The organism is Bifidobacterium sp. LH_389 (assembly GCF_056357235.1).
Map to the genome: position 1 here is coordinate 1 of NZ_JBKEVR010000025.1, position 14,117 is coordinate 14,117.

The following is a 14,117-nucleotide window of genomic DNA, read 5'->3' on the forward strand; positions in this document are numbered from 1 at the left end:
TGGTCGGCTGCGAGGACACGGCCGTCCGCGGCGTCACGATTCGCAACGAGATGCGCATGCCGAACACGGACGGCATCGACGTGGACCGCTGCCGCAACACGGTGATCGAGCGGTGCACCATCCTCACCGGCGACGACGGCATCTGCCCCAAATGCACCGAGGAGACCGCCCGGTACGGCGACTGCGTCAACCTGTGGGTGCGCGACTGCCACATCGAGTCGCAGAGCTCGGCGATCAAGTTCGGCAGCAGCAGTTTCGGCGACTTCGAGAACTGTTCGTTCGAGCGCATCGAGATCCGCGACTCGAACCGTGCGCTGGCGTTCCAGTTGCGTGACCGCGGCAGTGCGAGGAACATCGCGTTCCGCGACGTGACGATCACCACCAGGACGTTCAGCAGGGAATGGTGGGGCTCTGCGGAGGCGATGTACCTCACGCTGCTGCCGCGCGACGAAGCGACGGACCTGACCGACTGCGCGATCGAGAACGTGCTGTTCGAGCGCATCGAGGGCGCGTGCGGCTACGGTCTGTTCGCCTATGCCGAGCGGCCGGACGCCATTCGGAACATCGTGCTGCGCGACGTGCGGCTCGCGGCGTCGAATGCGTTCGGGGGTTCGGGCGGGTTCGATGTGCGCCCGTGGAAGGGCGGCGACCGGAAGATCGCATGCGAGCGGGATGCCCTGATGCTCAACGGTTCTTCCGTGACGTGCGAGAACGTGCGCATCGAAACCGCGTGACGGGTGCATGCGGTTCGTCCGCTCGGATATACTGACGTCCCAAGGTTCCGCCGCAGATGCCGGAACCTTGGGATTATGCATACGGGCCGCTGATGGGAAGGCGGCGGAAGGGAGAAGCCATGGAACGGTCCGGTCATGGTTCGCGACATACGGGAATTGGCGTGCTCGCCGAGTTGAACCGTTCGCGGGTCGTGCAGGCGTTGTGCCGATCGGGGAGCTGCACCCGCGCGGAACTGGCCCGTGCGACGGGGCTGACATCCGCGTCGATCACGAACATCGTCCGGCAGTTCCTTGAATGGGGGATAGCCGTGGAGGGCGAGAGCGCTTCGGGTCGCGGTCGCGGCATCGTTATCGGCCTCAACGAGGACGCCTATCACGTAATCGGCGTCAAATTCGCCAGGGACGGCGCCGACATCGGTGTGTTCTCCGTCAACGGCAAGATGGGCACAGAGCCGGACGACCATACCTCGCTGCATTTTCCGTCAGACGACGCGGCGGGAATCGTCGCCGCGGTCAAGCGGTGGGTACGCGAGCGCATTGCGTGGGATCCCACCATCGCGGCCATCGGCATCGCGGTACCTTGGCCGTATCTGCGCGACGAGGGGCGCCTGTCCGTCTGGGCCGACTCCACATGGTCTCAGGTGAACTTTGGGGAGGAGTTCGCCGCCGCCTTCGATGTCCCTGTATACATCGATCACGATGTGCATTGCGCGGTGCTGGCGCTCGCCCTGTTCTCGCCGGCATGCACCAACTCGCAGTCCATTGCCTACATGCGCGTGGGCGACGGCGTGGGACTGGGCGTGCTGGACCACGGCCACTTCGTGGGCGGAGACAGGGGATTGGCTTCCGAACTCGGGCACATCAGCATCGACGTCAACGGGCGGCGGTGCGGGTGCAACGGGCGCGGGTGCCTCGAACGGTACTGCTCGACGATGGCGGTTCGACAGTCCCTGATCGATGAACATCCCACCCTGGTGCCGGATGCCGGTGCGCTGACCGGCGAAGAGGCCTGCCGTCGGCTGTTCGCGCTCGCCGACGCGGGCAACAAAGAGGCTGCGGCGCTGGTGGAGGAGATCGGCACGTACATCGGCTACGGGTGCGTGATTGCGGTGAACGGGTACAATCCGCGCATGATCGTCATCGGGGACGTCCTTGCAGGTGGCGGCCGGCCGCTGCTCGACCGCGTCCGCAGCGTGGTGCGCGAGCGGGCGCTGCGCGAGTTGACCTCCCGCGTGGACATCACGTTCAGTGACCTGCCCGTGGATCCGGTGCTCTGCGGAGCGGCGTCGCTGGCCGTGGAGCATTTCCTCGAATCGCCCACGGCGTTCGTGCAGGGCGAGCGGGAGCGCGGGGCGTAGGTATGTTGGTGGCCTGCATGGCCCGCGCGGCGGCCAAGCCGGAGGTCTTCGTCCCGTCACCGTTACCGCGTTTGCCGCGGACCTTGCGGGACGTCCGGCATGAGCGTGACGCCGGCGGTGTCGTGCACGGTGCCGCCGTTCAGCAGGTAGGCCTTGAGGCAGCGTTGCAGGGTTGTGCGCTCGGGCAGGTTCTGAAGACGGATCGATCCGGAATCCCATCCGAACACACGGTCCATGATCATCGGCCGTTCCGCGCGTACGGGGAATTTGCGGAACCGGCGCATGAACCGGCAGATATTGCCGTCCGCGCGGGCGAATCGCTCCAACGCCGGGTCCAGCAGCCAGCTTTCGCACATGACCACGGGCGTGCGACGGCCCAGACGCTCCAGCAATGCGCTTGCCCGGTTCAGGGAATCGTTCACGGCACTCGGAGTGAGCGGCCCGTCCGCCGGAACGTGCATGTTGGTGACGGGCATGCCGGGTGCGAGCAGCAGGTCCGCGTCGTTCAGATTCAGCCGGACCGTCTCGGGAAGTGCCACGCCGCGGTCCATGTCGATCGCGTTGCCGGTCAGCTCGCGGCCGTTCAGATTCAGCGTGGTGGTGAAGCCCCCGTCCGTGTGCATGCCGTTCGTGCCCTGCGGTCGGCCCTCGGGCAGCTCATGGATGCCGGGTGCCGTGAGGGCCGTGATGCCGCCGTCGGCGTGGCGTCGGAACAGGTAGCACGGTTCCGCGAACACGGTCGATTCGTACTGCAGTCGGCCGATGCGCAGAATGCGTCCGGTCAGCGACAGCAGGTTCCACTCCAGCTCCCAGACTCCTTCCCGGCCGGTCTTTTCGCGGTAGACGTCGGCCCAGACGGCGAAGTCGCGCAGAGTGGCCTCGATCACCGGATCCGGGACGCCCCGGTCGCTCATGTTGCCGATGGCATCGGGCAGGCAGTGGGCCATGGCGGCCGCGAGCGTGACGTCAGCGGCCGCCCTGTTCGGCGCGAAGACGGAGGCGTGGGTGCGCAGGGTGCGGCAGACGCCCGCTGCGGCGGCCACGTCGCCGTGACAGACCAGTCGATCGCGGATACGGTCCAGCGAGGGACGGGCGACCGGGTCGCGGAGCATCCATTGCAGTGTGGCGTCGGTTGCCTCCCACAGGGAGCGACTCATGCCGAAGTAGCGCTCGCACAGGGCGAAGTCCGCGCGGGGGAGGCCACGCACACTGCCCTGCGCAATACCGTGCACGCTGCCCTGCGCGACGGCGGGCGAGGCGGCTGCGGCGTCGGCACCGGGCCGGCCGGCGTCGGCACGGCCGGAACTGAGACGGTTGGTGCCGGGGTAGTTGGCATCGGGACGGTCGGGGCCGGCTGGGCGGCCGAGAACGGACTGGCTTGCGCGATCGGCTGCGTCGGCTGCGCGGCCGGAGAGGACGTCGTTGTTCATGCTGCCATGCTAGGCCCGCCCGCCGATCGCCTCGCGTCCGACATTCAAACTTTCCAATCCGCGGTCCCGAATCCGTAGATTGGAAAGTTTGACCGGTAGAACGAGCTCCGAGGTGGGTGTTTTGCGGTCAAAGTTTCCAGTTTGCGGTGTGAGCGGGGCGGGAGGGATCAGCGCGTTGGATGTTGGGGTTTGATTAAATAGTTAAAGATGTTAATGAAGATGGTGGGTAAATGTAGGGAAGGAAAGATTGACTTTCCATAAAAACTATCGTTTGTTGCGATACAAATGCCGATCATTGCGTATATAAAAGCATTTATCCGCAGAAATCCGAGGTTTCTTGTATTAGTGTTCTTAACACAACTGAAATGAGAGTTGTGAAGTGAGAAAAAGTTGTGATACACTAATTCTCACGCTGAGAGTTACGGCGCAATGGAGAAACGTAACTCAGGCCCACAAAGGAGTGAAAAGATGAGAATGCAGCAATTCGCCAACGTGCTCAAGACCGGCGCAGCCATTACCGCCGTCCTCGCCATGACGGCTTGCGGCGCGTCCGGCGGCGACGACACCGCCAGCGACCACACCGGCGGCGTGGCGGACGACGGCGTGGTCACCCTGACCATGTCCGACGATCAGAACGGTGCCTACGCCACCATGGCCAAGGAATACGAGAAGGCCACCGGCGTCAAGGTCAACCTCATGGAGGTCCCCTACGACGATCTGAACACCAAGATCGCCAACGCCGGCAAGGCCGACGACCTGCCCGACGTGGCCCGCGTGCCCCAGGTCAACCCCGTGTGGACCGACGAGCTGATCGACCTGTCCGACCTCGCCACCAGCCACAAGGCCATGGACAGCCTGATCACCAAGACCTCCGACGGCAAGGTGCTCACGATCCCCTCCGATCTGACCGCCGTCGGCCTGATGCTCAATACTTCGCTGTTCGACAAGGCCGGCGTCTCCTACCCCAAGACCTCCGACGAATCCTGGACCTGGGATGAGTTCATCGACGCCGTCACCAAGGTGCAGGCCGCCACCGGCGCCAAGTACGGCATGGTCATGGACGCCTCCTCGCACCGCGAGCGCTCCTTCATGTACCAGTTCGGCTCCAAGGGCGTGCAGAAGCAGTCCGACGGCACCTACAAGCTTGACGCCGGCGCCAAGACCGCGCTCGAGTTCCTCAAGAAGATCGACGACGACAAGATCATGCCCAAGTCGGTGTGGGCGTCCAACGACGACCCGTCCGCCCTGTTCAAGTCCGGTCAGGTGGCCGCCTACTACTCCGGCAACTGGCAGATCTCCGACTTCATCAATTCCATCACCAGCTTCGAGTGGAAGACCGTGCCCATGCCGTCCCAGCCCACCCGCGCCACCAATATCGGCACCAATTACATGGTGAGCTTCAGCAACGAGGGCAAGAAGTTCCTCGACTGGTTCTACAGCACGGAGAACTACACCAAGTTCTGCGAGATCGGCAGCTACCTGCCCGCCCTCGAGGACATTGAGCCGAACTACGCCGACCGTCTCGACGACTTCCGCATGTACCAGGATGAGATCGCCAAGGCCGACCAGTCCGTCTCCGCCCACCAGATCACCACGCAGCTCGAGCTGGCCCTGCAGGGTGCCGTGCTCGGCGAGGATCCGATGAAGTCCGAAACCGTCAAGTACCTGACCGGCGAGCAGGACGTGGACACCGCCATCGCCAACATGGAGAAGCGCTTCACCGAGTCCTACGCGCTCGACGAGTAGTCCCTTTCCCTTCCCCGCACGATGCCGCCGGACGGGAACTTCGTTCCCTTTTTCCGCCCGCCCGGCGGCATCCATTCCCTCGTCACATCGATCAGGAGGATTTCCATGGCACAGTCCGCACAGGACGCCACCGTCAAGGCCGGCAGGGCGGTAGGCAAGAAAACAAGCAAGCTCAAGAACCCCATCGCGGCTCCTCTGGCGCTCACCGGCGTGGCGATGGTGCTGTACGCCATCTTCTTCATCTGGCCCGCAGCCACCGGCCTGTACTATTCGTTCACCAACTACAAGGGCACCCGCCGCTACAAGATGGTGGGCCTGTCCAACTACGCGAAGCTGCTGCAGGACGACGCATTCTGGGCGTCCCTGCTGCGCACCTTCGAATACATCCTGTGCGCGGTGCCGCTCAACGTGTGCGTCTCGCTGCTCGCCGCCGTGCTGGTCACGAACCGCAAGTCCATCGGCGCGGGGCTGGCCAAGGTCCTGTTCTTCATCCCGTGGCTCGTCTCCCCCATCATCACCGGTTTGATCTGGCGCTGGATGTTCGGTGAGGGCTTCGGCATCGTCAACCAGGTGATCCAGAACCTCGGCGGGCCCGCCCTGCCGTGGGCCACCAACTCCAACCTGGCCTTCGTGGTGCTGGTGCTCGCCGGCACGTGGGCCGGCATGGCGTTCAACATGATGCTGTTCATCACCGCACTCAAGAACGTGCCCGACTCGCTGTACGAGGCCGCCGCGCTGGATGGCGCCAACGGCTGGCAGAAGTTCGTGCACATCACGCTTCCCGGCATTGCGCCCACCACGTTCATGGTGGTGCTGCTCGGCACCATCAACGGCATCAAGGAATTCGCCATGGTCCAGTCCCTCAACGGCGGCGGCCCCGGCACGTCCAACCGACTCGTGGTGCAGTACATCTACGAGACCGGCTTCACGGAATCCAAGATCGGTTACGCTTCGGCCGCATCCATGGTGCTGATGGTCATTCTGGTGATCGTCTCCCTGATCCAGATGTGGTTCAACAAGAGGAACGGAGGTAAGTGATGAGCAACGCAGCTGCATCCGCCAACCAGCAGGGCACCACCCCCAAGGGCGCCCTCAAGGCCAAGATCCGCGACAAGGCTCCCGTCACCATCGCCCTGTGGTTCATGGTGATCTGCTTCGCCTTCCCGGTGTTCTGGCTGCTCCTGTCGTCGTTCAAGGGCGCCGGCGAGCTGTTCACCGTGCCGCTGAGCTTCTTCCCGCGGCACTGGGACTTCTCCGGATACGCGCAGGCGTGGGAGACCGTCGACTTCGCCCAGTACTTCGGCAACACGGCCATCGTCGCCATCATCACCACCATCCTCACCATCGCGGTGAGCGCCACCACCGGCTACGCGCTGGCCAAGTACGACTACTGGTGGACCCGCACGTTCTTCATCGGCATCCTGCTGACCACCATGCTGCCCACCGAGGTCATCATGTCCCCGGCGTTCCTGGTGGTCAAGAACCTCGGTCTGTACAACAAGCTCGCCGGTATCATCGTGCCCTCGATCATCACCGCGACCGGTATCTTCATGTTCCGCCAGTTCTTCCAGACCGTGCCGGACGAGCTCATGCAGGCCGCCCGCGTGGACGGCGCCTCGGAGATGCAGATCTTCACCCGCGTGATGCTGCCCATCTCCAAGCCGGTGATCGTGACCCTCGCCATCTTCTCCTTCCAGTGGCGCTGGAACGACTACATCTGGCCGCTGTTGGTGCTCAACGATCCGAAGCGCTTCACCCTGCAGGTTGCCCTGCGCAGCCTGGTGGGCGCCGAAAAGATCAACTGGGCCGTGCTGCTGCCCGCCTCGATCATCTCGATGATCCCGCTGGTGCTCATCTTCATCGTGTTCCAGAAGTACATCGTCGGCTCCGACACGGACGCCGCGTTCAAGGGCTGACGGGGAACCGCCGGCAATCCGAGTCATGCCGTGCGGTCGGACGCCATAGGGCTCCGGCCGCACGCCACAGAAGGGAAGAATCGTGAAGGACGAACAATACGTTGCCAAACTGGTTGACGCCGCACGCCGCATCATCGTGCGGGACGTGGTGGATGTCACCGCCGATCCGGTCACCGTGGCCCGACTGTCCCACCGGCCCACCATGGAACTCATCAAGGGGGTGACGGCACTGTCCGCCGTGGCTCCGGAACTGGTGACGGGATCCGACGCCGACGGCACGGTCATGACGGGGCTGAAAGCTTTGGTGCGCCATCTGGCCGCCCTGCAGCTGGATGGCGGGCTGTTCTCGGGCGGAGACAATCTGGTCTCCCCTCCGGACAGCGCATTCACGCTCAACGACGTATGCCTCACCCTCGAACTGCTGGACAAGGTCGATTGCCCCGCGGAGATTGCGGCCGCCGTTCGAGAACCGTTGCTCGCCATTGCGCGCAAGGCGTCCCCGGCCATGCTGACGGGCGGCATCCATACGCCCAACCACCGCTGGGAGATCTCCGGCGCGCTGGTGGGGCTCGGCATGGTGCTGCACGAGCCGGCCCTCACCGCCCGCGCCCGCCAGTGGCTGGCCGAACGCATTGACATCCAGCCCGACGGCCTGTACTCGGAGCGCAGTCCCCTGTACGCCTCGCATGTCTCCAACCCGAGTCTCGTCTCCATGGCCCGCCGTCTGCCGGAACCGGAGTTCCTGGACATGGTCCGTCGCAACCTGATTGCCATCGCCGCGCTCATGCAGCCGGACGGCAGTGTGGAGACCGTGCAGTCCCGTCGTCAGGACCAGTTCGCATCCTTCGATCCCGAACCGTTCCTTTCGCAGGCGCGACTGCTGGCCGTGGTGAGCGGCGATGCGACGATCGCCGCATTCGCCGCCGAACTCTCGTCGCGGGACATCGCCGACCCGGCCCGCCATCTGGCCGAATATCTGGTGGACCCGCGTGTGGGCGAAACGCTGCCGGCCGCAGCCGACGGCACGGGCGACCTGCCCGCCGTCGTGGACTTCGCCGAGAGCCGCCTGTCCCGCGTGCGTCTGGACGGTACGATCGGCAAGCCCCGGGTGACCGCTTCCGTGTACGCAGGGTCCGACTTCAACGCCACCTACCGGGTGGCTTCCGGTCTGGCGAACAACGCCACGCTGGTTGACTTCCATACGCCGCAGCTCACCGTCACCGGCGTGCGCATCGCACCGGACTTCTTCGACATCGGCCCGCTGCGCCCGGATGCCATCGAACGCGACGGCCTGACCTGGACCATGCGCGAAACCCGGACCAGCGGCTACTACCAGCCGCTGCCGGCCGAGGAGTGCCGCGAGGACGGCTCGTACCCCATGAGTTACGAGGGACGGTTCTTCGCCCAGATGGCCTACGACCGCCGCCATCGCGACGACATGAGCCTCGAGTCCACTGTGGAAACCCGCGTGCGCCCGGACGGCTTCGACCTTGCCGCCCGCTTCGACGGGCCTCACACCAGCTTCGCCTGCAAGATCGGCGTGGCTGGCGAGGGATTGCAGGTGGTGTCCGGCGTGGAAACCGTCAACGGAGAACTGCATGCGATTGCGGGGCAGGACGTGGTGGTGCGCGCCGAGAGCGCGGAGCTGGTCATCAGTCACGGCGAGGAGCAGCCGGTGGCGCCCACCTCCTATGATCCGGGCGAAACCGTCACCTACGTGGGCGGCAATGACCGGATGCCCGGCACGTCCATCGTGTTCAGCGGGCTCACGTCGGGCGCGTTCACCGTGTCCGTCACCTTCCGCAGCCTCGAGTAACCGGGGTCGCGGACTGCTCTTCCTTCCCTGATTTCCTTCCATCCTCGCTCGGGCAGCCGGAACGTCATACGGCGTTCCGGCTGCCCGTTTGCGTTTTCGCACAGTCGTTTTCACACAATGAGGTGTATTCATGGCCATCATCATCGGCATCATGCCGGCCCTATTCTGGGGCGTCCTGCCCGTCTGGCTGCAAAGGGTCACCGGAGGCACGTTCCGTCAGCAACTCATCGGCACCACCATCGGCATCGTCTTCGTGGCGGCCGCCGTGCACGTGGTCTGCGGGTTCAGCGTGAGCGCATCCGTATGGGTGCTGTTCCTGTTGTCCGGCTTCTGCTGGAGCTTCGGGCAGGCCGGCCAGTACTACTGCTACGACCGTCTCGGCGTGAGCATCACCATGCCGCTGTCCACCGCATTGCAGATCGTGGGCAACAGCATCATCGGCGGGTTGTTCTTCGGCGAGTGGAATGGCAGGTGGGACATCCTCAAAAGCCTGCTCGCGCTGGTGCTCATCATCGCAGGCGTGTTCCTTACCAACGGCGGGGGCAGCGCCAAAGCCACGGCGAAGCTGCGCGACTACGCCGTGCTTGTCCTCACCACCGCAGGCTACTGGCTGTATTCCGCGTTCCCCCTGATGGTGACCGGCGTGGACAGCAAGCTCGAGGGCTTCCTGCCCCAGGCGCTGGGCATGCTCATTTCGGCGTTCCTCATCGGCGCCACGCAGCGCAGGGAGGTGTGCGACGGCCGCACGGTGAGCAACATCTCCGGCGGTCTCATCTTCTCCGTGGCCGCGGCCACCTATCTCATGTCCATGTCCATGAACGGCATGGTGAACGCCTTCGTGCTCTCCCAGTTCAACGTGGCCGTTTCCACGCTGATGGGGGCGATCATACTCAAGGAAACGGCCAAGGGACAGGTGCCTCGCGTGGCCGTCGGTCTGGTCGTGCTGCTGGTGGGTGCCACGGTCATGGTGATGTGACCGCGTGATGTGACCGCACTGTGCAATGCCGGATATGGCCGGGCCGTGGCATCGGGGAGGATCGTACTGATCCGCTTGGCGCCACGGCCCGGTTCGCGTTTGACCGTCGTCCTGCCGGTTCTGCCCGGCTTGCCCGTCTTGTCCGGCTACAGGCTCCTCGCCAGCGCGAGTGCGCCCCGGACGGGCGGGTTTCGCAGGATCTCCAGACGCATCGGGCGGATGCAGTCCTCCAACATGGCCCGGCGCAGCAGCCGTTCGAACTGCGGCTGGTGGGTGATCACGCCACCCGCCGCCACCACGGCGTCCCCCACGGCTCCCTGGGACAGCACGGCGTTGATGCATGCCACGATCCGCCCGATGGTCAGCGAGACTACGCGTTCCGCAAGCATCGAACCCTGTTCGAGGGCTTGGAAGACGAGCGGCGCCAAATCTCCCCACCCGGTTTCGCTGGCCCGGTAGGTGAAGGCCACGGAGATGTCCGTGACGGTCACGGCGTCCAGCTCCTTGGCGAACAGTGCACCCAACGGGTCGGACAAGGCCTCCGCCTCGCTGGCGTCGATCGCGTATTCCAGAATGGCCCGCACCGATTCGCGTGCCAGCGAGGGGGCGCTGCCGAAGTCGCTGAGCATCCACCCGTAGCCGTCGGCCTTGGCCAAGGTACCGTCCGCCGCACGCCCCACCACAATGGCTCCGGTGCCCAGAATGAGGCTCATGGTGGTGTCCGCGTCTCCGGCGTGGCTGATGAGCTCTGCGTCGTTGACCACGAGCGCCGTGCCGGGGAACCCGTCGGCGATGATCCGCTGGGCTTCGCGCGTCTGGGCGGGGGTGTCCGCGCCGTGCAGGCCCACGCACAGGGTGGCCGGCACCCGGGCGGCGGTGTCCGGCGCGCTGCTCGTGGCTTTGCCCAGTTCGGCGTTGATGAGCCGGACGAGGTTGGCCATGTCGTCGGCGTCCACGGTTTCGCTGTAGCGCCGCCACGACGGCGTGGCGATCACGGTGTCGGCGAGTTCGGTGCGCCCGCGCATCACGGTGATCTGCGTCTTGGTGCCGCCCACGTCCACGCCCACCGCAATCCGGTCGGCGGCGGTGTCGGTCGGTCCGGGGACGGCGGTGTCGGTCGGTCTGGTCAGGGTGATTGTGGTGGCCTTAGCCATTGAAGATGCCTCCTCGTACTCGTTGTGCGATCAGTTCGCCCACGCCGATGATCGGAGCCATGTCGCCCAGCTGCGACAGCACGATCTGCGGCACATGGGGTATGCGCCCCGCCAGCCGCTCCTTGGCCGCGTCGATGAGCCTGCGTGCGCCCGCCCTGGAAATCGACGGGCTGATCACGATGGTCTCCGGATCGATGAGCGCGGATATGTTGGCGATGGACAGTATGGTCAGTTCCTGAAGCTGCCGCCGCACTGCGGGGTTTTCGTCCGGGTTCTGGGCGATCAGTTGCGCGAACCGCGTCTCCAGATCCCCGGCGCTCAGATGGTAGGCGTTCATGGAGCTTTCGGCGGTCAGCATGGAGCCCACCTCGCCGGCGCCTCCCCGGTAGCCATGCAGGATGCCGCCGTCGAACACGATGCCGGATCCCACGCCGACTCGTTCCGGGAAGAAGCCGACGACCGGGTTGCGGCCCCGCGCAATGCCGCGCGACCATTCGCCGTAGGTGAAGGCGTTGGCGTTGTTCTCCACCAAGATCTCCTCGTTGAACGACTCCTCCAGAATGGAGGACAGCGGCACGTCCACCCAGCCCAGTTCCGGGGCGTGGCTCACCAATCCGTTGGGCTGCACGATGCCCGGCACGGATACGCCTATGCCGTGGCAGGGGATGCCGGCGTCCTGCGCATGGCGTTGCAACGTGCGCAGCAGGTCGATGGCGGTGGCCACGTAGTTGCAGGTCCTGTCCTCGCCGTCGCGCCGGCAGGGGGATTGCAGATGCTTGAGCACCGTGCCGTCGAGCCCGACCAGTGCCCCGAGCATGCGGTCGGAGCGTATGGCCACGGCGAGGACCGCGTGGCTTTCCGACCGAAAGCGGAACAGGCTGATCGGGCGGCCTTTGTTGCCGTCCCGCTTTTCGCCCCTGGCTGCGATGAACCCTTCCCTTTCCAGCTGTGCGCAGAGTCTGTGCACCGTGGGAATGGAGATGCCCGTGCGCTCGGACAGTTCCAAGCGGGAGAGTTCCGTGGCGTGGCACAGCGTCTCCAGAATGGCCGCGCGGTTGGTGGAGACTACAATGGGGGATGCCGACGCCGGGGGGATGAACGTCGTGGCGCTCATTGCACCCTCCTTTCTTGGCGATTGCGCCGATGCGCAGTGGCTTCGTGTTGGCTCATATTTTATCATCGTGAGAAAAAATGTCAAAAGGGCGGGGGATGATGATCACTGGACGACGTCCGGCACATGGTTGCACGGGCGCTCGCCGATGACGGATCGCACAGCGAGGGACCTCGGGAGGCCTCATGAACATTGACTTTCTCGCCGCGTTTTCATCTGAATCCCCTGAATCCACGCTGTCCGCAGCGCCGGCCGCGTTCGCCGCGCGGCTGCAGCGGGCCATCGACGAGTGTGCGGCGTCCGGGGGCGGGCGGGTTGCGCTCGGTCGCCCCGGCGTGTACCTGTGCGACGGGCTGGAGCTGAGGGGCGGTGTGGAGCTGTTCCTGGGCGAGGGCGTTACGCTCAGGGCCAGTGGCGACGAGGCGACGTACCGCCGCCGTCCCGGTCCGTTCGAGCTCAATGCGAACGAGACGCCGATCTGCGCGTTCCTCTACGCCAAGGATTGCAGGGACGTGCGCATCGCCGGTCCGGGTGCGATCGACGGGAACTACGAGCAGTTCATCCTGCCCGGCCAGGGCGACGAGCCGCACCTGAAGTCCTATGCCTATCCGCGTCCGATGACCGTCTACCTCGAGCACTGCACGGGAAGCCGCATCAGTGACGTGACGGTGTGCAACGCCCCGTTCTGGACCATCCACTTGGTCGGCTGCGAGGACACGGCCGTCCGCGGCGTCACGATTCGCAACGAGATGCGCATGCCGAACACGGACGGCATCGACGTGGACCGCTGCCGCAACACGGTGATCGAGCGGTGCACCATCCTCACCGGCGACGACGGCATCTGCCCCAAATGCACCGAGGAGACCGCCCGGTACGGCGACTGCGTCAACCTGTGGGTGCGTGACTGCCACATCGAATCGCAGAGTTCCGCGATCAAGTTCGGCAGCAGCAGCTTCGGCAACTTCGAGAACTGCTCGTTCGAACGCATCGAAATCCGCAATTCCAACCGCGCGCTCGCGTTTCAGTTGCGCGACCGCGGCAGCGCGAGGAACATCATGTTCCGCGACGTGTCCATCACCACCAAGACGTTCAGCAAGGAATGGTGGGGCTCCGCGGAGGCGATGTACCTCACGTTGCTGCCGCGCGACGAAGCGACGGACCTGACCGACTGCGCGATCGAGAACGTGCTGTTCGAGCGCATCGAGGGCGCGTGCGGCTATGGCCTGTTCGCCTATGCCGAGCGGCCGGACGCCATTCGGAACATCGTGCTGCGCGACGTGCGACTCGCGGCATCGAACCCGTTCGAAGGTTCGGGTGAGTTCGACGTGCGCCCATGGAAGGGCGGCGACCGGAAGATCGCGTGCGAGCGGAACGCCCTGATGCTCAACGGCGCCTCCGTGGCGTGCGAGAACGTGCGCATCGAAGCCGCGTGACGGTTTGTGGCGCCGCGGAGCCGCGTCGCTGGCTGTGGAGCATTTTCTTGAGGCGCCTACGGAATTCGTGCGGGATGGCCGGCGGCGGACGGCGTAGCGGCTGATTCGACGTGCGCTTTCCTGCGAGTGGGTATCCGCGGCCTGTGTCATCCCGCTGGTTGCTCCCGTGGGTGCTGTGCGCTGCTGTGTGTCGCGCACCTTGATATGTTAAAGTCTTTAACAAGTAAATGACTGTCCCGTTTCAATGACGAAAGGATATGACATGGCTGTTGAGCATCAGACGGATCCTGCGGCGTATGTGTTGGGTACCGCGCAGAACGATGCGTTTTTGAAGGCGGTGGGGGATGACCTGCTGGCGTTCGGCAGGGGTTTCCCGGCGCCGTGCGGGGGTTCGCTGTGGCTGAACTCGGATGGTTCGACGGATCCGTCGCATGGGGTGGAGA

General features: G+C 64.9%; 11 protein-coding genes and 1 pseudogene. 9 read left to right on the forward strand and 3 right to left on the reverse strand.

Annotated elements, in window-relative coordinates:
• A partial coding sequence (locus tag AC1AZA_RS11035; RefSeq protein WP_476514704.1) for a glycosyl hydrolase family 28 protein occupies positions 1–734 on the forward strand: 734 nt, incomplete at its 5' end.
• A 308-nt stretch (positions 735–1,042) separates the two neighbouring features.
• Entirely contained in the window at positions 1,043–2,092 is a 1,050-nt protein-coding gene (locus tag AC1AZA_RS11040) for an ROK family protein (RefSeq protein WP_476514705.1), read from the forward strand.
• Positions 2,093–2,154: 62 nt separating this feature from the next.
• Here AC1AZA_RS11040 and AC1AZA_RS11045 read toward each other — a convergent pair whose 3' ends face one another.
• A complete protein-coding gene (locus tag AC1AZA_RS11045; RefSeq protein ID WP_476514706.1) occupies positions 2,155–3,522 on the reverse strand; it encodes an acyltransferase domain-containing protein in 1,368 nt (455 codons plus the stop codon).
• 468 nt (positions 3,523–3,990) lie between these two features.
• Between AC1AZA_RS11045 and AC1AZA_RS11050 the strand changes: the two genes are divergently transcribed.
• From AC1AZA_RS11050 to AC1AZA_RS11070, 5 genes are all read left to right on the forward strand, one after another.
• On the forward strand, positions 3,991–5,268 hold the full coding sequence (locus AC1AZA_RS11050) for an ABC transporter substrate-binding protein (protein ID WP_476514707.1): 1,278 nt from the start codon (positions 3,991–3,993) through the stop codon (positions 5,266–5,268).
• A gap of 105 nt (positions 5,269–5,373) precedes the next feature.
• Positions 5,374–6,306, forward strand: coding sequence for a carbohydrate ABC transporter permease (locus AC1AZA_RS11055; RefSeq protein WP_476514708.1), 933 nt, complete (start codon positions 5,374–5,376; stop codon positions 6,304–6,306).
• Positions 6,306–7,184, forward strand: a complete 879-nt coding sequence (locus AC1AZA_RS11060) for a carbohydrate ABC transporter permease (RefSeq protein ID WP_476514709.1) — start codon at positions 6,306–6,308, stop codon at positions 7,182–7,184. The genes AC1AZA_RS11055 and AC1AZA_RS11060 overlap by 1 nt, the downstream gene beginning before the upstream one ends.
• Positions 7,185–7,266: 82 nt before the next feature.
• A complete protein-coding gene (locus AC1AZA_RS11065) occupies positions 7,267–9,000 on the forward strand; it encodes a hypothetical protein (RefSeq protein ID WP_476514710.1) in 1,734 nt (577 codons plus the stop codon).
• Between the two features lie 130 nt (positions 9,001–9,130).
• Positions 9,131–9,976, forward strand: coding sequence for a GRP family sugar transporter (locus AC1AZA_RS11070; protein ID WP_476514711.1), 846 nt, complete (start codon positions 9,131–9,133; stop codon positions 9,974–9,976).
• A gap of 146 nt (positions 9,977–10,122) precedes the next feature.
• On the opposite strand, the gene AC1AZA_RS11075 is transcribed toward AC1AZA_RS11070, so the two are convergent.
• On the reverse strand, positions 10,123–11,130 hold the full coding sequence (locus AC1AZA_RS11075) for an N-acetylglucosamine kinase (RefSeq protein WP_476514712.1): 1,008 nt from the start codon (positions 11,128–11,130) through the stop codon (positions 10,123–10,125).
• Positions 11,123–12,244 carry an ROK family transcriptional regulator gene (locus tag AC1AZA_RS11080; protein WP_476514713.1) on the reverse strand — a complete coding sequence of 374 codons (1,122 nt, stop codon included), beginning with the start codon at positions 12,242–12,244 and terminating at the stop codon, positions 11,123–11,125. The genes AC1AZA_RS11075 and AC1AZA_RS11080 overlap by 8 nt, the downstream gene beginning before the upstream one ends.
• A 182-nt stretch (positions 12,245–12,426) precedes the next feature.
• Here AC1AZA_RS11080 and AC1AZA_RS11085 point away from each other — a divergent pair, with 182 nt between their 5' ends.
• Both AC1AZA_RS11085 and AC1AZA_RS11090 read left to right on the forward strand, forming a co-directional pair.
• Entirely contained in the window at positions 12,427–13,674 is a 1,248-nt protein-coding gene (locus AC1AZA_RS11085) for a glycoside hydrolase family 28 protein (protein WP_476514714.1), read from the forward strand.
• 262 nt (positions 13,675–13,936) lie between these two features.
• Positions 13,937–14,117: pseudogene (locus AC1AZA_RS11090) on the forward strand (AGE family epimerase/isomerase); the annotation flags it as partial.